We start from the raw sequence: 22,561 nt of genomic DNA, 5'->3' as shown, positions 1-22,561 counted from the left end.
CGGCGACCCACCGGGAGGTAACATCATGGCCCGCGAGATCCCCCTCTATACCCTCGACGGCGTTGTCGACGCCGAGGTCACCCAGCACGGCTTCTGTACCGAGGACGGCCTGGGGCTGTCACTGCTGCGCTTTCGTCGTGGCCAGGGGCGCATGGCGGTAATGATCGTTCACGGCCTGACCACCTCCAGCGACATGTTCATCCAGCCCGAGCATCGCAATCTGGTCAGCTTCCTGCTGGACGAAGGGGTCGACGAGGTGTGGACGCTGGACTTCCGCATGAGCAACCGCCACCCCTACAACCTGCAGCCCAACCGCTACTCCATGGATGACTGTGCGCTGTTTGACTTTCCCGCGGCGGTGGCAAAGATCCGGCAGGTCGCCGGTGACGACGTCGAGCTGCACGTGATCGCTCATTGCCTCGGCTCGATGGGCTTTGCCATGGCACTGTTCGGCGGCACCGTCAGCGGCATTCGCTCCTGCATCCTCAACAGCGTTGCGCTGACGCCCCATGTACCGCGCTGGTCGAGGATCAAGGGCCACATCTTTCCCTTCGTGATCGAGCGCATCTTCCAGCAGCCCTACGTCAGCCCGCGCTGGAGCGAGGATCCAAGATTCACGCTGGGCAAGCTGTTGTCGAAAGGCGTATCGCTGTTCCACCGCGAATGCGACGTGCCGGCCTGCCATATGCTGTCACTGATGTGGGGCACCGGCTGGCCGGCACTGTACAACCACGAGAACCTGGACGAGCGCACCCACCGACGGGGTGGTGACCTCTACGGCCCGGTAGGGCTCAACTACCACCGGCATGTCTTGAAGATGCTGGGCCGGGGCCATCGCACGGTGAAGATGCGCGAGGCGCCCGAATACGCCGCGCTACCCGACGACTACCTGCTCGAGGCGCGCCGCGTCGATACCCCCTGCCTGTTGCTGACCGGACGCGACAATCGCGTCTTCACCGACAGCAACGTGCACTGCCATCGGGCCCTGGAGGAGGCCGCCCCAGGCCGCCATGAGCTCGCGATCATCGACGGCTACGGTCATCAGGACGTGTTCATGGGCGCCCGGGTCGACCGTGAGGTCTTTCCCCGGTTGATGACGTTTCTGAACGCCCACACTTGAGCCCAGGCGCCACGCCTGAATCCAGGTGCCGTCAGGCCCTGAGGCGGCGATGGGCCCAGCCCACCAGCGGCGGCAGCGCCACCAGCAGAACGGTGATGCGCAGCAGATGGTGGGAGGTGACGAAGGCCGGTTCGATGTTCAGCGAAAGCGCCACCAGGCTCAGCTCCGGCGCCCCGCCCGGCATGTAGGCCAGCAGTGCCGCGGCCACCGAGATGCCGGTCAGCGCCTGGCCGACCCAGGCTGCCGCCACCGCCAGCACCACCAGGATCAGCGCCTGGACCACCGCCAGACCCAGTTGCCGCGCCATGTCGGACAGCGCCACGCCGACGAAGCGCACGCCCACCGAGGTGCCGATGACCACCTGAGCCAGGGCGATCAGCGCCGGTGGCAGCACCGCGTGGGTCAGCCCGGAAAAGTGCAGCAGCGACGACACCAGCGCCGGGCCGAACAGCAGGGCGTTGGGCAGACGCAGCACCCGGCCGACCATGGCGCCGAGCGCCGCCGCTACCACCAGCCAGGCGGTGCCGGCGAGCGATGGCAGTTGACTCCACTGGGCCGGCCCGTTGCTGGCGCCGGCCAGATCCACATGGCCAAACAGGCCGAGGATCGGCGGAATCGCCAACAGCAGCACCAGGATGCGCACCGCGTGGGTGATACCGACGGCGCGCAGGTCGGCGCCTGACTCGTGGGCCATCATCAACAGCGCCGACAGTCCGCCCGGGGCGCCGGCGTAGAGCGCGGTGTCCAGCGAGTGACCGGCCACGCGGTAGCTGAAGGCCACCGCCACCACCATCATTACCGCGGTGGCGGCGAGCATGATCGCGGCGCTGGCGGCCCAGGCGGTGATATCGCCGGACAGCTCCGGGGTGAAGGCCGAGCCCAGCATCACCCCGATGACCACCAGAACCCCCTTGCGCAGCCGCCCTGGCGAGCCCAGACGCACCCCGGCGAGGCTCGCCAGGGTGGTGGTGATCAGGGCGCCGAGCAGCCACGGAAGCGGCAGGTCGATCAGGTAGGCGATGCCCCCGCCCAGGCTGCCCAGGGCCAGTGTGGGCAGGAAGCGCCAGGCGCCGGGGGGAAGGAGTGAGGGGGCGGCGGGCATGGCGTCTCCTGTGTGCGTTGCCTGTACTCTGTGCACAGGTGGTGATCGAGCCTGACGACGGCGCGCGGCGCCAGATGGCGCCGCGCAGGGACTACATAAGGGCTACATAAGGACTATATAAGGGCTACGCAGGGGCTTCGTGCGGGCCACACAAGAGCGATGCCGAGATCTATGCCGAGAGCTATGCCAGGGCCTTTGCCGGGGCGACTCGAGCATGGCCCTGAAGCCCGTTGCATCAAGCCTGGCTCGAGGGCCGTTGCTTGAGCAGCTTGGGTACCAGCCAGGGCAGTACCAGCAGTGCCGAGGCGGCGATCCACAGCGACAGCGAGATGCCGGACTGCCACAGGATGGCGGTGTCGCCACCGCTGATCGCCAGCGCCCGACGCAGGTTCTCTTCCATCAGGCCGCCCAGCACGTAGCCGAGGATGACCGGCGCCAGCGAGAAGCCGAGCTTGCGCAGCAGGTAGCCGAAGACACCGATGACCAGCATCAGATAGATGGCGGTCAGGTCGGAATGCAGCTGATAGACCCCGACGAAGGATAGCACGGCGATGGCCGGCACCAGCACCCAGCGCGGGATGGTCAGCACCTTGGCGAAGACCCCGGCCAGCGGCAGGTTGAGCGCCAGCAACACCAGGTTGCCGATGTACAGCGAGGCGATCAGGCCACCGGCGACCTCCGGGTTGTCGGTGAACATCATCGGACCCGGGGTGATGTTGTAGAGCATCAGCGCGCCGAGCAGCACCGCGGTGGTGCCGGAGCCGGGGATGCCCAGGGTCAGCATCGGTACGAAGGAGCCTGCGGCGGAAGCGTTGTTGGCCGCTTCGGGCGCCGCCAGGCCACGCATGTCGCCGGTGCCGAAGGTGTTGTCCTTGTCCACCAGCCGCTTTTCGGTGGTGTAGGACACCGCCCCGGCCACCGAGGCGCCAGTTCCCGGCAGTACGCCGATGATGAAGCCGAGCACACCGGAGCGCAGCATGGTGCCCTTGCAGGCCATCACTTCCTTGAGGCTGACGAATACCCGGCCCAGCGGAGGCAGGGTGTCATCGACGTCGTCGCGATGGGCGTGCTCGAGCATCAGCAGGATCTCGCTGATGGCGAACAGGCCGATGATCATCACCACGAAGTCGATACCGTCATAGAGCTCCGGCATGCCGAAGGTGTAGCGCATCACGCCGGTGCCGGAGTCGACGCCGACGGTGCCGATCAGCACGCCGAGCACGGCGCCGATGGCAGTCTTGATCGGGTCCTTGCCCATCATTACCGACATCGACGAGAAGGCGAACACCATCAGCGCGAAGAATTCGGCGGGACCGAACATCACCGCCACCCGGGCCAGCAGCGGGGCGAACAGGGTCAGGCCGATGATGGCGATGGTGGCGCCGACAAAGGACGCCACCGCCGACAGGCCCAGCGCCGGACCGGCCAGGCCACGCTTGGCCAGCGGATGGCCGTCGAGGGTGGTCATCACCGCGCCGGCGTCGCCGGGCACATTGAGCAGGATGCTGGACATGCGCCCGCCGTACTCGGCACCGGTGTAGATGCCGGCCAGCAGGATCAGCGCGGATTCGGCGGGCAGGCCCAGGGTGTAGGCCAGCGGCATCAGGATGGCGATGCCGTTGATTGGCCCGATGCCCGGCAGGGCGCCGAACAGAGTGCCCAGCAGCGCGCCGAGGAAGGCCAGGCCAAGATTGAGCGGCGTCAGGGCGACGCCGAAGCCTTCAATAAGAAAGTCGAACATGGGAACACCTTGATCAGGGATCGGTGGCGGTCAGGGCTGGGGCTGCGCTGGCAGCTAAGCTGTTACAGGAGCTGGCTTCAGGACGGCGGTTCGCGCTACCACGGCAAGCCGGGCAGGCCGATGCCAAGGCCATGAGTAAACAGCCACTGGCCGCCCAGCGCCATCAGCACACCGGTGGCCACGGCCTTGAGCGGACTGGCCTCGAACAGCCAGGCCAGGGCGGCGATCACCAGCATCGAGCTCAACAAAAAGCCCAGGCGCGGGAACAGCACGGCGTAGACCAGCAGCAGCACCAGCACGCCGACCAGGCGCAATCCCAGGCGCTTGTCGGGCCAGTGGCCGTTTTCACCCGGACGTATCACCAGAACCAGCGACAGCAGCCCCAGCAGGATGGAGAGCCCCAGCGGAAAGGCCTTGGGGCCGACGGGGTCGTAGCTGAAAGGCACCTCGAGGGACAGGGCGTTGACGGCGGTAAACGCCGCCAACCCCATCAGGGCGATACCTAGACAGCGGTCGGCGGCGATTCTCATTGGGTCAGACCCACTTCTGCGGCCAGCTCCTTGAAGCCGGCGACCTGATCCTTGACGTAGCCGTCGAAGTCGTCACCGAAGCGGGCCATGGGGAACAGGCCGCGGGCTTCGCGCAGCTCGGCGAAGGTCTCGTTGCCGGCCAGGTTCTCGAGGCGCTCGACCCAGGCCTGGTAGGCCTCGTCGCTGACCTCGGGGCCCATGTAGTAGCCGCGCCAGATCGGCCACTGGACGTCGTAACCCTGTTCGGCGGCGGTGGGAATCTCGGCGTAGGGGCCGCCCATGCGCTCCTCGGACAGCGCCGCCAGCACGCGGATGTCGCCGCTCTCGAGCTGGGACTTGAGCTCCGACAGGTCACCGGAGAACACCTGGATATGGTTGCCGAGCAGTGCGGCCAGGGCTTCACCGCCACCCTCGAAGGCCACGTAGCGCAGGCTGCGCGGGTCGACGTCGGCGGCCTTGGCGGTCAGCGCGGCCTTCATCCAGTCCTGGCTGCCCACGCTACCGCCGGCGCCGAAGGCGACCTGGGTGGGGTCTTCCTGCAGTGCCGTCATCAGCTCATCCAGGGTCTGCCAGGGCGCGTCGGCCTTGACCACGATGGCGCCGTAGTCGACCCCCAGGGCGCCGACCCAGCGCACTTCGCTGGCGTCGTACTGGCCGAACTTGCCCAGCGCCAGGTTGACCGCGGCGCCGGTGCTGGCGGCGACGATCAGGTTGGGGTCGTCGGTGCGCACGCCGTTGACGTGGTTGTAGGCCACCGCACCGATGCCGCCGGGCATGTAGGTGACCAGCATCGGGTCTTCGATCAGTCCGGTCTCGAGCAGACCATTGGCGGCCAGCCGGCAGGTCAGGTCGTAGCCACCGCCGGGCTTGGCCGGGGCGATGCATTCGGCCTCGTCGGCGGCCTGGGCGGTGCCGACGCTGAGGCTGGCGCCGAGCAGCAGGGCGGCGGGCAGAGCTGTGATATTCTTCATGCGGACTCCTGACAACTATTATTATGAACGGATGAAACTCAGGTGGTTTACCTAGCGCGATGCTAGGCCGACTAGCTTTCATCAACCTGTCATGCCCTCCCTGCCTGGATAAGACATTAGTCGCATGCGCCTTCTCGTCGTCGAAGATGATGCCCTCATCAGCCGCTCGCTGGTCGAGGCCCTGACCCCCCTTGGCAATACCGTGGAGGTGTTTGCCTGCTGCAGTGATGCCAGGGCAGCGCTGCGCCAGGGTGGGGTCGACCTGATGCTTCTGGATATCGGCCTGCCCGACGGTGACGGCCTGTCGCTGCTGGCCGAGTTGCGTGACGCGGGCGATCGCACCCCGGTGATCCTCCTGACCGCCCGGGATGCCCTGGATGACCGGGTCAGGGGACTCGACCTGGGGGCCGATGACTACCTGGCCAAGCCCTTTGAGCTGGCCGAACTTGAGGCGCGGGTACGCGCGCTGCTCAGGCGCAGCCAGCAGCGTGCCGACAACCGTCTTGGCCTGGGGCCCTTGTCCTTCGATCCGGCCAGCGGCGCCGCCAGTCTGTTCGGCGAGCCCATGGCGCTGCCCCATCGCGAATTGCTGCTGGTCGAAAGCCTGTTGCTGCACGCTGGAGCCATCGCGCCTCGCGAGACCCTGGAAGGGCGACTTTTCGGCTTCGGCGAGGTGGGCTCCAACGCCCTGGAGGTCTACGTCAGCCGGCTGCGCAAGCGGCTCAAGGGCGCAGGTCTGCGTATCCGCACCTTTCGCGGACTTGGCTACCGCCTGGAAGAGGACGACGGGTGATCGAGGTCGAGGGATCACTCAAGCGTCGGCTCGGTGGCTGGCTGGTGGTCACCGTCGGGGTGCTGGGACTGGCGCTGATGGTGGAGGCCTGGGTCAGCAGCCAGCGGGCGGCGGCACGGGCCTTCGACGCCCAGTTGCAGGCAGCGGCACTGACCATCGCCGAGGCGGTGCGCTGGCAGGACGGGGTGCCCCAGGTGGTGGTGCCGGCGGCGGCGCTGCAGATCCTCGCCACCGACAGCCAGGCACGGGTGTTCTACGCGGTGCTGGACGATGACGGCAGGACGCTGTCGCGTAACTGGCCGGTGGACATCCCCGCCACCTGGCAGCAGGCGCTGGATGAAGGCGGCATGTCGCGGGACCTGACCACGACGCTGGGAGAGCTGCGTCTGCATGCCCAGCGGGTGGCCTCGGCGGGTTGGGTCACCCAGCTGCCGGTGCAGGTGTGGGTCGGGCATACCCTCGAGGGGCGTCGAGCCCTGGCGCGCTCACTGTTCGAGCGTTCGCTGTCGCGCTTCGTTGCCATGGTGCTGCTGACCGGCGTGCTGATGGGCTTGACCATGCGCGCGGCGCTGTCTCCCCTGCGCCGCCTGCGCCGCCAGATTCGTGGGCGCGGCGCCGATGACTTCAGCCCGCTGGCGGCCAGGGTGCCCAGGGAGCTTCATGAGCTCGCCCAGGCCCTGAACCACCTGTTCGCCCGTCAGCGCCAGGGCCGCGAGGATCTTCTGCGCTTCACCGCCGACGCCAGCCACCAGCTCAAGACGCCGCTGGCGGGACTCAAGACCGTCAGCGAGCTGGGCCTTCGCAGCGGTGATCCGAACGAGTGGCGCCAGGCGCTCACGCGCGTCCACGCCCGTGCCGAGGACACCAGTCGACTGGCCGGTCAATTGCTGTCACTGGCGCGACTGCGTCACCTCGACCGGGAGACGGCGTTGCCCGCGCTCGACCTGGGTGCGCTGGTACGCGAGGTCGCCCTTGACTGGGCGGCGCGAGAGCGGGCGGCCGAGCACGACCTCGGGCTTGGCAGCCTGCCAGCCGAGCCGCTCAAGGTCCGCGTCGAGGCCTGGGCACTGCGCGAAGCCCTGGGCAACCTGATCGACAACGCCCTGCGCTACACGCCGCCGGGTTGCGAGATCACCCTGCATCTGGCGCGCGAGGGCAACTGGGCGCGGTTGTCGATCGTCGATGACGGCCCCGGTGTCGCTGACGCGGCGATGGCGACGCTGGGGCAGCCGTTTCAGCGGGGTGGGCGCCAGGACACCGAGGGCTCCGGGCTGGGCCTCGCCATCGTCGATACCACCGCCCGGCGCATGGGTGCCCGCGTGCAATTCGCCAACCGCTCGCCGCAGGGACTCGCGGTGGTGCTGTGGCTGCCGCTGGCGAACGATGATCAGGGAGTCACCGGTGCCTTTGCGGCCGACGTGAATCCAGGAGAGAGTACTTGATGTCCCTGCCGCCCGGAAAACGCCTTCGATCCTGTGAACGTCTCCCGGTCCGCTGTGCAACGCAGGTCACTCGGCGGCAGCCCCTGGTGGCGTCGCCGTGCCTGCCCCTTTTACTGCTCATTCTCATGCTCATGCTCGTGCTGCTGGGCGGCTGTCACAGCGGCGACAGCCGCACCCCCTCGGACGATGATCCGCTGGTGATCTCGGCGGCGCTGGATCTTGACGTGGTGGCGCCGCTGCTGGACGCCTTTCGCCAGGCCTACCCTCAGATTCCCCTGCGCTTTGAGGATCGCACCACCCGGGAGGTGGACGACAGCGTGGTGGGACATCTCGCTGGGGGCGGGGCAGAGGGCGAAGGGACGAGCAGAGCGCCGGACGTGGTGATCAGCTCGGCGATGCCGTGGCAGATGGCCAGGGTCAATGAAGGACTGGCGCGGCGCCTGAACGGGCCGGAGATCGAGCGCTGGCCCGAGTGGGCGCGCTGGCGCGACGAGGTCTTCGCCTTCACCTTCGAGCCGGTGGTGATGGCCTATCGGCTGGATCTGTCGCGGCATATGCTGCCGCCCCAGACCCATGGCGACTTGCACGCACTGCTGGCGACCCAGGCCCGCTGGCTGACGGGCAAGGTGACCACCTACTCGCCGCTTTCCAGCGGGGTGGGCTACACCCTGGCCCAGCAGGATGCGCGCTACTCCTCGCGCTTCTGGGAGCTGGTCGGCGCCATGGGGCGTGTCGATACTCGCCTGGAGACGACCACCCGGGCCATGCTCGAAGGGCTCAGCCAGGGACGCTACTGGCTCGGCTACAACCTGCTGGGTTCCTACGCCATGGTCTACGCCCAGGAACATCCCGAGGTGATCGTGCAGGTGCCCAGGGACTATTCGCTGGTGCTGATGCGCATGGCCTTCGTGCATCGCGATGCCCCCCACGTCGAGGCCGCCGAGACCTTCGTCAAGTTCCTGCTGAGTCACCGTGGCCAGCGGGTGCTGGCGGGGCAGACGCCACTGTTCAGCGTGCTGCCGGGGGTGACCGGCCCCTACACCGCCGCTAGGCTGCGTACCCAGGTGGGGGAGCGGCTCTACCCGATACTGCCCAACGCCACCTTGCTGGCCTTTGTCGATCCTGCCCGCCGGGAGGCCTTCACCGACCACTGGCGAGCGCGTTTTCAGGGCGAGCCGGCGGCCAACGATGCGGTCGAACGGGGTAGCGGGGCGCTGGCGCCGGAGTAGACGCCGGGTGGCAAGCGAGGAGCATCAATGTGTCAAGCTGGCACATTGCCGGAGGCCGGGGCGGAACGTTATAATGGGCGATTAACTTCTTCCCTCCCTCTAAAGCCTCAGTGGGTGTTGCCGATTATGCTACGTATGGCCCAAGAAGCACTTACGTTTGACGACGTATTGCTCGTTCCCGGCTATTCCGACGTTCTCCCCAAGGACGTCAGTCTCCGGACCCGCCTGACTCGCGACCTCTTCCTCAATATTCCCCTCGCCTCCGCCGCCATGGATACCGTCACCGAAGCCCGCCTGGCCATCGCCATGGCCCAGGAAGGTGGCATCGGCATCATCCACAAGAGCATGGGCATCGCTCAGCAGGCGCTGGAAGTGCGCAAGGTCAAGAAGCACGAGAGCGTCATCGTCAAGGACCCTGTCACCGTCGGACCCAAGGCCAAGCTGCAGGACCTGCTGGCGATGGCCAAGGAACACGGCTTCTCCGGTTTCCCGGTGGTCGAGGGCGAGACCCTGGTCGGCCTGGTGACCGAGCGTGACATGCGCTTCCAGCCCAACCATGGCGACAGCGTCGCCGACATCATGACCCCGAGCGATCGCCTGGTGACCGTGCCCGAAGGCACCCCGCTGGACGTCATCAAGGGCAAGATGCAGGAGCACCGGGTCGAGAAGATGCTGGTGGTGGACGGCGACTTCCGCCTGCGTGGCCTGGTGACCTTCCAGGACATCGAGAAGGCGCGCACCTTCCCCAGCGCCGCCAAGGACGCCGATGGCCGCCTGCTGGTCGGCGCCGCCGTCGGCACCGGCCCGGAAACCCCTGACCGGGTCAAGGCGCTGGCCGAGGCCGGTGTCGACGCCCTCGTCGTCGATACCGCCCATGGTCATTCCCGCGGCGTCATCGAGCGGGTGCGCTGGGTCAAGGAGCACTTCCCGCAGATCCAGGTCATCGGCGGCAACATCGCCACCGCCGACGCCGCCCGGGCCCTGGCCGAGGCCGGTGCCGACGCGGTCAAGGTGGGCATTGGCCCCGGCTCCATCTGCACCACCCGCATCGTCGCTGGTGTCGGCGTGCCGCAGATCACCGCGGTGTCCAACGTGGCCGAGGCGCTCAAGGAATTCGACATCCCGCTGATCGCCGACGGTGGCGTGCGCTTCTCCGGTGACATCGCCAAGGCGGTGGCCGCCGGCGCCAGCTGCATCATGGTCGGTGGCCTGCTGGCCGGCACCGAGGAGGCGCCGGGCGAGGTCGAGCTGTTCCAGGGGCGTACCTACAAGGCCTACCGTGGCATGGGGTCCATGGGCGCCATGTCCCAGACCCAGGGCTCCAGCGACCGCTACTTCCAGGACAAGGACGACGGCGTCGAGAAGCTGGTGCCGGAAGGCATCGAAGGCCGGGTGCCCTACAAGGGCGTGATGGGTGCCATCGTGCACCAGCTGATGGGCGGCCTGCGTGCCTCCATGGGCTACACCGGCTGTGCCAGCATCGACGAGATGCGCACCAAGCCCGAGTTCGTCAAGATCACCGGCGCCGGCTTCAACGAGTCCCACGTCCACGACGTCCAGATCACCAAGGAAGCGCCCAACTATCGAGCAGGGTAGGCGCTGACGTGACGCGCCAGGCGTATCGCACCCGTCGCGTCGCACCACAAGGCGCGCGGGGCGACTCGCCCCTCGTCACCCTGAGCTGGAAGCGGTCCGTCGCTTCCAGCTTTTCGCTTTTCGATTGCTCGGCCCACCGGCCCCACTGCCTGCAAGGTAAGTCCCCATGACCGATATCCACGCCCACAAGATCCTGATCCTCGACTTCGGCTCCCAGTACACCCAGCTGATCGCTCGCCGGGTGCGCGAGATCGGCGTCTACTCCGAGATTCGTGCCTTCGACATCACCGAGGAGGAGATCCGCGAGTATCGCCCCAATGGCATCATCCTGGCCGGTGGCCCGGAGTCGGTGACCGAGCTGGACTCGCCGCGGGCGCCGGCCTGCGTGTTCGAGATGGGGCTGCCGGTGTTCGGTATCTGCTACGGCATGCAGACCATGGCCGAGCAGCTGGGTGGCAAGGTCGAGGGCTCCAACAAGCGCGAGTTCGGCTACGCCCAGATCCGCCTGGACGCCGAGACGGCGCTGTTCAAGGACATCAAGGATCACGTCGATCCGGACAGCGGGCGCGGCCTGCTGGACGTGTGGATGAGCCACGGTGACAAGGTCGCCCAGGTGCCGGAGACCTTCACCGTCACCGCCTCCACCCCGAGCTGCCCGATCGCTGCCATGGCCTGGGAGGAAAAGCGCTTCTACGGCGTACAGTTCCACCCCGAGGTCACCCACACCCTGCAGGGTCAGCGGATCCTCGAGCACTTCGTGCTGGAGATCTGTGGCGCCGAGCGCAACTGGACGCCGGCCAAGATTATCGAGGACCAGATCGCCCGGGTGCGTGACCAGGTCGGTGACCGCCACGTGCTGCTGGGACTGTCAGGCGGGGTCGACTCCTCGGTGGTCGCGGCCCTGTTGCACAAGGCCATCGGCGATCAGCTGACCTGCGTGTTCGTCGACAACGGCCTGCTGCGCAAGAACGAAGGCGATCAGGTGATGGAGACCTTCGCCCAGCACATGGGCGTGCGGGTGATCCGCGTCGACGCCGAAGAGCTGTTCCTCGGCAAGCTCGAAGGTGAGGCCGACCCCGAAGCCAAGCGCAAGATCATCGGCAACACCTTCATCGACGTCTTCGACAGCGAAGCGGCCAAGATCGAGGGTGTGGACTTCCTGGCCCAGGGCACCATCTACCCGGACGTGATCGAGTCGGCCGCCGCCAAGACCGGCAAGGCCCACGTGATCAAGTCCCACCACAACGTCGGTGGCCTGCCGGAGACGATGAAGCTCAAGCTGGTCGAGCCGCTGCGTGAGCTGTTCAAGGACGAGGTGCGCAAGCTCGGCCTGGAACTCGGCCTGCCCTATGACATGGTCTACCGTCACCCCTTCCCGGGGCCGGGCCTGGGCGTGCGTATCCTCGGCGAGGTCAAGAAGGAGTACGCCGACATCCTGCGCGAGGCCGACGCCATCTTCATCGAAGAGCTGCACAACTCCGGTTGGTACCACAAGACCAGCCAGGCCTTCGCGGTGTTCCTGCCGGTCAAGTCCGTCGGTGTGGTCGGTGATGGCCGCCGCTACGAATGGGTCATCGCCCTGCGTGCCGTCGAGACCATCGACTTCATGACCGCCCGCTGGGCCCACCTGCCCTACGAACTGCTGGAGAAGGTCTCCAACCGCATCATCAACGAACTGTCCGGAGTCTCCCGCGTCACCTACGACGTCTCGTCCAAGCCGCCGGCGACGATCGAGTGGGAATGATCCCTTATCCGACGACCTGACGGCGTCGGTGCAATGTTCGAAAACCACAACACCCGCCACTTGGCGGGTGTTGTGCATTCAGGTGCAGACGATTGGACCGGGCCAGGCGGGTCATCTGACTTGCTCCAACGCGGTGGTGCCCGGTACCGGCTCTCGATCCGCCATGGCGTGGGCGTCGATGAATACGCTGAATCAGGTGAGTTTTGATGGTTATTGATCCCCTGTGGGAAGGAACGCTACTGCTGGTCCCCATCCCCCCTCACCATGTCCGTATTGGCGCCGGCTTGATTGAAGCCGTCGTACACCCTTGGTGACTGGGGTGAAGCCATCGCGAAGGAGTTTTTCTGGCACAAGGGGCGGGTGAGGGTTGTCAGTTGACAACCATGAGTGGCCGTTCCCATACTGGAGGCAAGGAATGACTCGTCCATCGCACCCGAAAAAGGAGATTGAAGCCGCGATCAGGCACGCGGAAGGGGAGGGCTGGCGAGTTGAAGTGGGTGGTGGACATGCCTGGGGAAGGATCTACTGTCCCTACAATGACGACGACTGCCGCTGTGGTGAGTTCTGTATCGCGAGTGTGTGGAGTACACCGAAAAATCCTGGTAGCCACGCCCGGGCGCTACGCAGGGTGGTGGACAAGTGCGCCATGCATAGGCGCCAGGGCGGAACGGAACCGGAGGATTGAGCCGTGGAGTATATTTTCACACTGAAGTACCAACTGGCTGACCACGACTGCGACCCGGATGCCCTGGTGGAGCGCCTTGGCGCTGCGGGTTGTGACGATGCTTTGGTGGGCGTGGGACTGCCGGGGCGCCTGGCGCTGGAATTTTCCCGGGAAGCAGACAGTGCCGAAGAGGCGATGCGCTCTGCCTTGTCCGACGTCAAGAGCGCCGTGTCGTCGGCACGTCTTGTCGAGGCTTCGCCGGACCTGGTGGGTTTGACCGATGTGGCGGATGTTGTGGGTGTTTCCCGACAGGCAATGCGCAAGTTGATGCTTTCCCACCGAGCGACGTTTCCCGTTCCGGTTCACGAAGGTAGCGCCTCGATCTGGCATCTCGCCGAGGTGCTTGAGTGGCTCAAGGGCAGGGGAGGCTACACGATAGATGCCGGTGTGCTGGAAGTGGCGAAGGTGGCTTTGACGGTGAATATTGCCAAGGAGACCCAGCGCCACCCCGTGCATACCGGTGGGGATATGGAGCTTCTGACCGCCTAGTCCTTCTTATAGCCCGTCACATAGCCCATAACATGGCACGTCGCATATACGGTCGGACTATCGTTACGACCTTCACTGGCTCTGTGGCCAGCAAGGAAACGTCATGTGGGTGAGGATGATCGGTGGCGACGTTTCTATGCGTGTTCCTTGGGTGGTTTGATGAGTGCTTCGGCTGGAATACCCAGCCCCTGGTGAAGCTTCCATATCATTTCTGTAGGCGTAGTTGATCCAGACGACGAGTCGATACTTGTTTCCAGCGATATTGAACACCGCCCGACCATCTTTGAGAATGCTGGCGTTTCTGAAATCGAGCTTCCACAAACCACAACACCCGCCACTTGGCGGGTGTTGTGCGTTCAGGTGCAGACGATTGGCCCGGGCCTGGCGCACCATCAAGCCGCGCCGGTCGGGGACTCTGTCGTTCAATCGCTCTCGTACAGTTCTGCCTTGGCGTCACGCATGATGTCCTCGCAGGCGGCCTGCTGGGCCAGCTCGGTCATCAGGGTCTGGGAAAGGGCAAAGCCCTTGCCCAGGCAACGATCCACATCGTCCTTGGCGATGGAGGGCTGGACATCCACATCCAGAATCAGGGTGCGGCGGCCTCCTTCGAGACGGTCTGCCATCTGCCTGAGCTGCCAGGCCAGGCGATTCTTCCAGCTTGCGGTCTGCTCTGCGCCCTCGGTCACGTTGAGGGTACATTGCCACTGAGGTTTGTAGACCTTCATGTGAACCTCCTTGCTGGTGAAGTGAGCGATCTCCTGTTCTTTCATCACGTTCAGGTCCCAGCATACTCGCATATGACGTCCTTGCCACTCCCTCCCTCGGGGGCGCTACCTCAACCCTGTTGGGTCGTCTCTTGTAAGTGAGTCCTTGCTGGGGGATGCGGGCACTATCCTTCCACTGGGTTGAAACTTCGCTGGCGGCACAGTGCTGCAGGAAAGGTATGCCGGAAGGAAGCGGCTACACTGAGTCTGGGCGACAAGGAGTGCTGCGATGCAGTGGGGCGGCGGAGGTGAGTCGGGCAGAGGCATGGGGCGGCTGTGGCTTTTGTTGACCGCGATGGTGGTGCTGCTGGCGTGGGAGCTGGCGGGGGAGGCCTCACGCCCACAGCCCAATGTGTCGCTGTGGGTACTCGACCACCAGGGGCAGCAACCACCGGAGAAAGGGGCGCTTTCTACGGTTACCGCAGAGTCTCTCGATGAGCAGGTCAGCCTGGGACTCAAGGCGCATCCGGTATGGCTGCGACTGAGGGTGGTGGGTGCTCTCCCCGGGCAGCGCCTGGTGCTGTCCAATCCGCTGGTTCAGGGAGTCGAGCTGCTGGTCTGTGACGACTCGGGGTGTCGCCCCGTGGCGAGGGAGACGCATTTTGCCGATGATCCGGGACTCGCTGCTGCCTTGCCCCAGTTCCGCTTGCCTGCGGCTACGAATGAACTGCTGTTGCGCGTCGAGACCGATCAGGCGATACGCTTCAATGTGCAGGTACTGGATGACGTCGATCTGCACCGTTACTGGCGTGACTTGTTGCTGGGGCAGGGGCTCTATTTCGGCTTGATCGCGGGTCTGGTGATCTACAACAGCCTTCTGCTGTTCAGTCTTCGCGATACCAACTACCTCTGGTATCTGGGGTTCTTGAGTGGAGCGGGCGCTTACTTCTTGTGTCAGAACGGCTTGCTGCTGCTTTATTTTCCGCAGATGGGGGCACGCCTGAACGAGGCCTTGCTGCTGACGGCCCTGTCGGTGATCAGCATCTGCGGGTTGCAGTTCTGCCGGCGTTTTCTGATGACGGCGCGCCAGGACCCGAGAGTGGACTCGTTGATGCGGTGGCTGTGCTGGCTCCTGGCGCTGGCCGCCACCATCGCCTGGCTGCTGCCGAGCTTCTTGACCGTGGTGTTCTATTCGCTGCTGGGGGTGCTGACGCTAACGGCTTTTCTGCTGTCGTCGGTGCGCGGCTTGTGGCGCGGCTTCCGCGCAGCGCAATGGCTGTTGATGGCGTGGTCGGTGCTGGTGGTCGGGGTGGTTCTGTTGCTGCTGGTGACCTATGGGTTGTCCCCCCACAACTTCTGGACGCTGCACGGTTTCCAGATCGGTTCCGCGCTGGAGGCCATCCTCTTGTCGCTGGCCCTGGCCGATCGCATCAGTCTGTTGCAGCGCGAGCGAGAGACGCTGCTGGAGGAGAAGGCGCGGTTGCATGGCATGAGCTATCTCGATGGTCTTACTGGCGTGCACAATCGCCGCTATCTCGATGAAGCCTTGCCCGCTGCGGTGGCCCAGGCCGAGGTAAGCGGGCGACCACTGTCGTTGATCATGCTGGATATCGATAACTTCAAGCGGTTCAACGATGGCTGGGGGCATGCCGAGGGCGATCGCGCGCTGCAGCATCTGGGCAAGGTGATCGAGGAGGTCGTGCGCGACATCGATCCGGTGTGTCGTTACGGGGGAGAAGAGTTCGTGATTCTGCTCAAGGAGCGCGACGAGCATCAGGCGCTGGATATCGCCGAACGCATTCGCAAGGGGCTGGCGACGACGCCATTGACGCTGCTTACCGGAGAGCAGGTGTTGTTGACCTGTACCCTGGGGGTGGCCAAGCGACTCGAGGGCGAGAGCGCCTCAGCCCTGTTGCGGCGGGCCGACCAGGCGCTGTATCGAGGCAAGTACGCCGGCCGCGATCGGGTGGTGCTGAATGCCTCTGGTGGCGTCGCCTCGACAACCTCATGAAGGTACCTTCTGAAGTCTGGCGTCTGGCCGGTTCCCTGATCTTCGACATGCGCAGGCGGGGAACCCTTGGCAGGATGGCGGTCCAAGATGCGTTATATGTTGCCACAGCCGTGTGCCAGCATCTCTTCTTCAACACCAAGGGGGCACCATGAAACCGACTCCAGGAACTCTACGCCAGTCGCGCCTGTGGGGGACGGCCTGGCTGTTGCTGCTGATGGCCGGTTGTACCGGGGCGTCGTCGAGTGGCACCGGGTCGAGCGAGTCGTTCCAGGCAGAGGCGTCCAGCCTGGCGCCACTTCCTGCGAGCTTTCGTGGTGAAGTGTCCTGTGATGACTGCAAGGCGGTACGTCTCGATCTGGCGCTCGATGACGGGGGGCGATATCTGCTCAAGGAGACGCATCTGGGACCCGGCGAGCAACCTCGCCGCCGCCACCGTGGTCAGTGGCAGTTGACGGAAGGCGAACTGTTGCTGGGCGAGCCCGCCCCGGAGGCGGCGCAGCGGTGGCAAGTCGCGCAGGGTGGCGATCTTGTGTCGCAGGCGTCACGTACGCCAGATGGCGCGTCTGCCCGCCTGGCGCGTCTGCCCGAACCGCTGCGCGAACCACTGGAAGAGCGCTACTGGAAGCTGGTGCAAGTCGACGGAGAAGTCGCTGTCGACGGTTCTGCGCATATCGTGCTGCACTCCCAGGAGGGTCGCCTGGCCGGATCCGGAGGGTGCAACCGCCTGATGGGCAGTTACCAGCGCGAGGGGGATGCGCTGTCGCTGGCCCCGCTGGCCACTACCAGGAAGGCTTGCCAGGGGCCTGTCATGGCCCAGGAGCGCGCGCTGGTCGAGGCACTGGGGGCCACCAGAGCGTTTCGTCTGCTGGCTGATGAGCTTGAACTGCTCGATGAAAACGACAAGGTGCTGGCGCGCTTCGAGGTGGTCCACCTGACCTGAGTCCGGCCTCAAGGCAGGCTTTGACGGGCGGCATTTGATTGGCGTGGGAGCGACGACCTGGCGTTGTCCGGGTGGTCGCTTGGCGCTTGCCGGTTAGAGCGGCGGAGGGACCTGCTCCCCGGTCTGATCGCTGATGATCCGGTCCCGACCTTCGGCCTTGGCTCGGTAAAGCAGGTGATCGGCGCGATTGATCAGCAGATCATAGTGCATGCCGGGCGTATGGCTGGTCACGCCGACGCTGACGGTCAAGGAAATGACGTCGCCGTTGTGCATGATGGGCAGGCTGCGAAGGCGTTCCTGGAAACCTTCGAGCACCGGCAGGATCTCGTTCAAGTCGGCGCCGGGGAAGATCAGCAGGAATTCCTCGCCGCCCCAGCGGCAGAGTACATCCGAGCGGCGAAAGTGGCGCACCAGCAAATCGGAAATCTGGATTAGGCACTGGTCGCCGACCTTGTGCCCATGCTTGTCGTTGATCAGCTTGAAATGATCGATATCGATCAGCGCGAGGCTGTAGGGCGTGTTGGTGCCATCCTGTCTGTCGCCTGATAACTGGCGCAGGTATTCGCCGGCAAAACGACGGTTGTGCAGGCCGGTGAGGGCATCACGGGTCGCCATGCTGGTCAGCGTTTCTTCCTGGGTCTCGTAGACGTGGCGCGCCAGCATGGCGAAGCCGACCATGGTGAACAGCGCACAGGAGAGGTTCAGGGTCGCCAGCATCAGCGGGAAGCCGGGGCCGCTTTCCAGCGGAAACATCTGGGACAGCGGGAACTCCAGGAACAGGAAAATCAGCATCCCCATCAGGCCGAGCACCAGCGCGACCCACTTGACCGAGTGGGTGACGGCCGCCCAGCAGGACAGTGTCAGCAGGTAGAAGTGGAAACCGGCGGACGTACCCAGGATCACGGTGGCGATGATGGCGTGGCAGTAAGCCTCGGTGGTGATCAGGTAGACCGCGCGGTCCTGCTCGCCATGTTGATTGGCGAGATAGGCACCAAGCCACATGGCCACGCTGATCACGTTGATCAGTGCCAGCAGCGAGTGATCGAGCACCCAGAACAGTGGAATGAAGAGGAAGTGCACCGCCGCACCCATCAGACTGGCCCAGCGGGTGAGCAGGTGCTTGCGAAGATTGCGGTGTCGAATGTTGTCCGGGCGTTGTGCGGCAGCCTGGGTCAGGGTTGAAAATGGGGCCATGCACGGAAACTCGCTCTCGGTGGAAGTAGTCGTCGAAGCGTTCCAACGAACGGTAGAGTCCTCGCAGTTCTATCGAATCCCATGCCCGGAAGCAGTGTCAGGGCAGGGCTCATGCCTGGGTACGAGCCCCTGCCGGGCACTGCGATGCTACTTAACTGTAGCAGTTTCGTCAGTCGAAAGGCGTCAATGCGCTAGGGTAATTCAGCGCTGTGGTAAACGTTCTGGACATCATCGAGGTCGTTGAGCATGTCGAGCAGCTTTTCGAACATGGCCAGGTCATCCCCTTCCACCGGCGTGGTGGCCTGGGGCAGGAACTGGATCTCGTCGATCTCGAACTCCTCGGCACCGAGGGATTCGCGCAGCGCCTGACGTGCCTTGGCGTAGTCGGTCGGCGGAGCAAACACGGTGATCAGGCCGTTCTCGTTCTCGATGTCGGTGACATCCACGTCGGCTTCCATCAAGGCTTCCAGCGCGGCTTCTTCATCCTCGCCGGTGTAGGCGAGGATCGCCAGATGGTCGAACATGTGGCTGACGCTGCCCGGTGTGCCGATCTTGCTCTTGGTCTTGGTGAAGCAGGCACGAACGTCGCCGAAGGTCCGGTTGGGATTGTCGGTCAGACATTCGACGATCACCATGGCGTTGCCGGGACCGAAGCCCTCATAGCGTGCCAGCGAGTAGTCCTCGCCGCCGACGCCCGACGCCTTCTCCAGCGCCCGATCGATGACATGACCCGGTACCTGGTCCTTCTTGGCGCGGTCGAGAAGGCTGCGCAGCGACAGATTGGCGTTCGGATCGACGCCTCCGGACTTGGCGCAGACGTAGATCTCGCGTCCGTACTTGCTGTAGACCTTGGTCTTGGCGGCGGCCGTCTTGGCCATGGATTCCTTGCGGTTCTGGAAGGCCCTGCCCATTGCGTATTCCTGTGGCGTGTCTACACGAGTCTGGAATTCTACGAGAGTCCGCCCCTCGGCGAGAAGTCTTATTTCCCCTCGGCTTGCCCGGGATCGCCTGGAAGACGAACCGGCTTGACTGTCTACACTGTGGTGAATCGATCAAGGAGACGGCCCATGGACCACCATCAGTACCGCCAGGCCCTGGCGGTAGAGCACGCCGGAAGCGAACTGCCGTTTGCCGCCGAGGAGTTCGATCGCCGGTTGGCGCGCGCTCGCAGTGCCATGCAGCGACAGGGACTGGACGCCCTGCTGCTGTGCCAGGCGGCGGACATCTTCTATCTGTGTGGCTATCACACCTTCGAAGTCTCCGTGCACGCGGCCCTGGTGGTCACCCCTTCGCGCACGCTGCTGCAGGTGGCGTCCATCGAGACCGGGCCCGCGGTGGTGACGGCGAGGGTCGATGAAGTGGTCGGCTATCGCTGGGAAGCCCTCGATGAGGTGATCGATCCGTTGGCTGACGCCTTGGCGGACAGTCACGACATCGGCATCGATGGCAGCAGTAGCGGTCTACGGTTTGGCCTGATGCGTCATCTGCAGGGGCGACTCGGTGGCGATCGCTTCCATGATCGTGCCGGCGGCCTGATGGCGAGCCTGAGGCTGGTCAAGAGCGACGCCGAACTCGATTGCCTGACGCGCAGCGCCAAGATGACATCGCTTGGGCTTGCGCGTGCCATCGAGGTGGTCGAACCCGGTGTCACCGACAACCAGGTGGCCGCCGTCGGTGCCCAGGTGATGCTCGAGGCCGGCAGCGAATTTTTCAGCCTGGCCCCGATCGTCACCAGCGGGTCGCGCAGTGGCATCATCCACGTCAACCACAAGCGCCGGGGCATCGATTCGGGCGATGCGGTGTTCCTCGAGTTTGGTGCCGTCTGGCAGCGCTACACTGCGCCGACCATGCGCACGGTGGTGGTCGGGCCGATCAGCGACGAGATGCGCCTCGCCGCCGACCTGTGTGTCGAGATGGAGGCCCGCATGTGCGAGGCCATGACGCCGGGCACACCTTTCGAAGACGTCGCCCGGCTCGCCGATGCTATCCTGGCGCCACACCGCGAACGCTTCTTCCATTCGGGGGTTTACGGCTACGCGGTCGGTGCCCAGTTTCCGCCGAGCTGGGTGGAAGGCACTGGTTTTCTGGCCGCCGGGCAGACCACACCGCTTGCCCGCAACATGGTCTTCCACCTGCCGCTGTGTCTGCGCTTGCCGGGAGGTTTCGGCATCGGTCTAAGCAATACGGTGAGGGTCACCGATCGAGGCGCGATGCGCCTGACCGACCACGACATGGCACTGGTGCACCGACCCTGACAGGACACGCCGCATGAACGGCACAAGGGTATGATGAGCGGCTGGCGTCATGCGATACGAGAGCGGAACATGCTGCGTTTTTTCGAGAGGCTGGTGGATCCCTATCCCGACCAGCCCGAGTCGGTACCCGCGGACCGGTTGTGGCCCTTCGTGCTGCACTACTCGCGTCCCTTCACCGGGCTGTTGGCGGCCATGGCGGTGGTCACGGCGCTGGTCTCCATCGCCGAGGTGGTGTTCTTCACCGCCATGGGCGAACTGGTGGATTGGCTGGCCGAAGTCGACCGTGAGGGCTTCGTCGACACCCACCTGACCAGCTTGATCGGCCTGGGAGCGGCGGTGCTGGCAGGACTGCCACTTCTGGTGCTTTTGCTGTCGTTGATCACCCACCAGGGAATCTTCGGCAACTACCCCATGCTCGGGCGCTGGCTCTCCCATCGGCTGATGCTCGAGCAGAGCCTGTCGTTCTTTCATGACGAGTTTGCTGGGCGCGTCTCGCAGAAGGTGATGCAGACCGCGCTGGCCATGCGCGAGACCGTCACCAAGGTGCTCGACATGCTGGTCTATGTGCTGGTGTATTTCACCGGCGCGCTGGTGGTGCTGGGGGCCGCCGAGCCCTGGTTGATGGCTCCTCTGGTGCTATGGCTTGCGGGCTACCTGGCATTGATGAGGGTGTTTATCCCCCGGCTGCGCAGGGTGTCCATGGCCCAGGCAGACGCGCGGGCGGTGATGACCGGGCGGGTCGTGGACAGCTACAGCAATATCCAGACGATCAAGCTGTTTGCCGATGCCGGGGCGGAGCGGGCCTATGCCCGGGAAGCCATGGATGGCTTCATGGGAACGGTACATCGGCAGATGCGCCTGGCCACCTGGCTATCGGTGTCGTTGGCGACCCTCAATACCCTGCTGCTGGTGGGTATGGCGGGACTGGTCGTGCTGGCCTGGTATCACCGCTGGGTGTCCCTCGGAGAAACGGCGGTGGCGATCGGTCTGGTCATGCGGGTGCGTTCCATGTCCGACTGGATCCTGTGGGAAGTCGCTGGCCTGTTCGAGAATGTCGGCACCGTTCAGGACGGTATCAACACCCTGTCGCGTATCCCCGAAGTGCAGGATCGACCAGCGGCCCCTGCGCTGCGCGTCCAGCACGGCGAGATTCGTTTCGAGGACGTGGTCTTTGGCTACGCCCGGGGAAGCCAGGTGGGCCCCAGGGTATTCGACGGTTTCGATCTGAACATTTCCCCGGGCGAAAAGGTGGGCATCATTGGCCGCTCCGGCGCCGGCAAGTCGACCCTGGCGTCGCTGCTGATGCGCTTTCATGATCTGCAGGCCGGGCAGATAACGATCGATGGTCAGAATATCGCCGAGGTCACCCAGGCATCGCTGCGTCGACAGATCGGTATGGTGACCCAGGATACGTCCCTGCTGCATCGATCGCTGCGCGAGAATCTGACCTACGGCTGTCGAGACTGCAGCGAAGAAAGGTTGTGGCGGGCGGTGCGCCAGGCGCATGTTCACGAGTTTATCGAGGATCTGGTCGATCCTCATGGGCGTCGGGGCCTGGATGCCCAGGTGGGAGAGCGCGGCGTGACCCTGTCCGGGGGGCAGCGCCAGCGGATCGCCATCGCTCGAGTATTGCTCAAGGATGCGCCGATCCTGGTGCTGGACGAGGCCACCTCGGCGCTGGACTCCGAGGTGGAAGCGGCAATTCAGCAGCATCTCTATACCCTGATGGAGGGCAAGACCGTCATCGCCATTGCCCATCGTCTGTCGACCATCGCCATGCTCGATCGACTGGTAATCATCGACAAGGGGCGCATCGTCGAAATGGGTGAGCACGAATCTTTGCTGGCCCAGGATGGCCTGTATGCCTCCCTGTGGCGCCGCCAGGTCGGAGGTTTTCTGGGGGAATGACGGGCCATGGCCAGCTTGGTGCAATCAAGAAACTGGGCGGTTTAATGCGCGAGTGGTGCGAAAATACT

18 protein-coding genes and 1 pseudogene are annotated in these 22,561 nt (G+C 64.9%); 11 read left to right on the top strand and 8 right to left on the bottom strand.

What is annotated here, in order from left to right; genetic code table 11:
- The first annotated feature begins 25 nt into the window (after positions 1 to 25).
- On the top strand, positions 26 to 1,120 hold the full coding sequence (locus NKF27_RS16635) for an alpha/beta hydrolase (protein WP_253553427.1): 1,095 nt from the start codon (positions 26 to 28) through the stop codon (positions 1,118 to 1,120).
- A gap of 31 nt (positions 1,121 to 1,151) precedes the next feature.
- Here NKF27_RS16635 and NKF27_RS16630 read toward each other — a convergent pair whose 3' ends face one another.
- The 4 genes from NKF27_RS16630 to NKF27_RS16615 form a co-directional block, all read right to left on the bottom strand.
- Complete coding sequence (locus NKF27_RS16630; RefSeq protein WP_253553424.1) at positions 1,152 to 2,222, bottom strand: AbrB family transcriptional regulator; 1,071 nt, start codon at positions 2,220 to 2,222, stop codon at positions 1,152 to 1,154.
- Positions 2,223 to 2,457: 235 nt separating this feature from the next.
- Positions 2,458 to 3,963 (bottom strand): tripartite tricarboxylate transporter permease, encoded by a 1,506-nt coding sequence (locus NKF27_RS16625; protein WP_045991091.1) that lies wholly within the window; start codon positions 3,961 to 3,963, stop codon positions 2,458 to 2,460.
- Positions 3,964 to 4,058: 95 nt separating this feature from the next.
- Positions 4,059 to 4,493 (bottom strand): tripartite tricarboxylate transporter TctB family protein, encoded by a 435-nt coding sequence (locus NKF27_RS16620; RefSeq protein WP_222570041.1) that lies wholly within the window; start codon positions 4,491 to 4,493, stop codon positions 4,059 to 4,061.
- Positions 4,490 to 5,464: a tripartite tricarboxylate transporter substrate binding protein gene (locus NKF27_RS16615; protein ID WP_253553422.1), complete on the bottom strand. Its 975-nt coding sequence runs from the start codon at positions 5,462 to 5,464 to the stop codon at positions 4,490 to 4,492. The genes NKF27_RS16620 and NKF27_RS16615 overlap by 4 nt, the downstream gene beginning before the upstream one ends.
- 124 nt (positions 5,465 to 5,588) lie before the next feature.
- Between NKF27_RS16615 and NKF27_RS16610 the strand changes: the two genes are divergently transcribed.
- From NKF27_RS16610 to NKF27_RS16585, 6 genes are all read left to right on the top strand, one after another.
- A complete protein-coding gene (locus NKF27_RS16610) occupies positions 5,589 to 6,257 on the top strand; it encodes a response regulator (RefSeq protein WP_253553405.1) in 669 nt (222 codons plus the stop codon).
- Positions 6,254 to 7,699 (top strand): sensor histidine kinase, encoded by a 1,446-nt coding sequence (locus NKF27_RS16605; protein ID WP_253553401.1) that lies wholly within the window; start codon positions 6,254 to 6,256, stop codon positions 7,697 to 7,699. Before NKF27_RS16610 ends, NKF27_RS16605 begins: the two co-directional genes overlap by 4 nt.
- Before the next feature lie 125 nt (positions 7,700 to 7,824).
- Positions 7,825 to 8,928 carry an ABC transporter substrate-binding protein gene (locus tag NKF27_RS16600; RefSeq protein WP_253553398.1) on the top strand — a complete coding sequence of 368 codons (1,104 nt, stop codon included), beginning with the start codon at positions 7,825 to 7,827 and terminating at the stop codon, positions 8,926 to 8,928.
- Positions 8,929 to 9,054: 126 nt separating this feature from the next.
- Positions 9,055 to 10,524 carry an IMP dehydrogenase gene (gene guaB, locus NKF27_RS16595; RefSeq protein WP_045991087.1) on the top strand — a complete coding sequence of 490 codons (1,470 nt, stop codon included), beginning with the start codon at positions 9,055 to 9,057 and terminating at the stop codon, positions 10,522 to 10,524.
- A 166-nt stretch (positions 10,525 to 10,690) separates the two neighbouring features.
- Complete coding sequence (gene guaA / locus NKF27_RS16590; protein ID WP_045991086.1) at positions 10,691 to 12,268, top strand: glutamine-hydrolyzing GMP synthase; 1,578 nt, start codon at positions 10,691 to 10,693, stop codon at positions 12,266 to 12,268.
- Positions 12,269 to 12,956: 688 nt separating this feature from the next.
- On the top strand, positions 12,957 to 13,481 hold the full coding sequence (locus NKF27_RS16585) for an AlpA family transcriptional regulator (protein WP_253553395.1): 525 nt from the start codon (positions 12,957 to 12,959) through the stop codon (positions 13,479 to 13,481).
- Between the two features lie 210 nt (positions 13,482 to 13,691).
- On the opposite strand, the pseudogene NKF27_RS21260 reads toward NKF27_RS16585, so the two are convergent.
- Positions 13,692 to 13,907: pseudogene (locus NKF27_RS21260) on the bottom strand (type II toxin-antitoxin system HigB family toxin); the annotation flags it as partial.
- Entirely contained in the window at positions 13,904 to 14,206 is a 303-nt protein-coding gene (locus NKF27_RS16575; protein WP_045991267.1) for a hypothetical protein, read from the bottom strand. The pseudogene NKF27_RS21260 and the gene NKF27_RS16575, both read right to left, overlap by 4 nt.
- Positions 14,207 to 14,474: 268 nt before the next feature.
- Between NKF27_RS16575 and NKF27_RS16570 the strand changes: the two genes are divergently transcribed.
- Together NKF27_RS16570 and NKF27_RS16565 are read left to right on the top strand one after the other, a co-directional pair.
- Positions 14,475 to 16,196 carry a GGDEF domain-containing protein gene (locus tag NKF27_RS16570; RefSeq protein WP_253553393.1) on the top strand — a complete coding sequence of 574 codons (1,722 nt, stop codon included), beginning with the start codon at positions 14,475 to 14,477 and terminating at the stop codon, positions 16,194 to 16,196.
- Between the two features lie 148 nt (positions 16,197 to 16,344).
- A complete protein-coding gene (locus tag NKF27_RS16565; protein WP_253553390.1) occupies positions 16,345 to 17,136 on the top strand; it encodes an META domain-containing protein in 792 nt (263 codons plus the stop codon).
- A gap of 93 nt (positions 17,137 to 17,229) precedes the next feature.
- Here NKF27_RS16565 and NKF27_RS16560 read toward each other — a convergent pair whose 3' ends face one another.
- Entirely contained in the window at positions 17,230 to 18,330 is a 1,101-nt protein-coding gene (locus NKF27_RS16560; RefSeq protein ID WP_253553387.1) for a GGDEF domain-containing protein, read from the bottom strand.
- Between the two features lie 191 nt (positions 18,331 to 18,521).
- Positions 18,522 to 19,241: a YebC/PmpR family DNA-binding transcriptional regulator gene (locus NKF27_RS16555; protein WP_108132350.1), complete on the bottom strand. Its 720-nt coding sequence runs from the start codon at positions 19,239 to 19,241 to the stop codon at positions 18,522 to 18,524.
- A gap of 156 nt (positions 19,242 to 19,397) precedes the next feature.
- Between NKF27_RS16555 and NKF27_RS16550 the strand changes: the two genes are divergently transcribed.
- On the top strand, positions 19,398 to 20,585 hold the full coding sequence (locus NKF27_RS16550) for a Xaa-Pro peptidase family protein (protein WP_253553384.1): 1,188 nt from the start codon (positions 19,398 to 19,400) through the stop codon (positions 20,583 to 20,585).
- A 69-nt stretch (positions 20,586 to 20,654) separates the two neighbouring features.
- Positions 20,655 to 22,493 (top strand): ABC transporter ATP-binding protein, encoded by a 1,839-nt coding sequence (locus NKF27_RS16545; protein ID WP_253553381.1) that lies wholly within the window; start codon positions 20,655 to 20,657, stop codon positions 22,491 to 22,493.
- Positions 22,494 to 22,561: the final 68 nt, after the last annotated feature.

It is taken from the genome of Halomonas sp. DN3, assembly GCF_024137905.1.
Lineage (GTDB): Bacteria > Pseudomonadota > Gammaproteobacteria > Pseudomonadales > Halomonadaceae > Halomonas > Halomonas litopenaei.
Note: the sequence above shows the minus strand (reverse complement) of the source record. Positions and strands in the feature narration are given on the sequence as shown.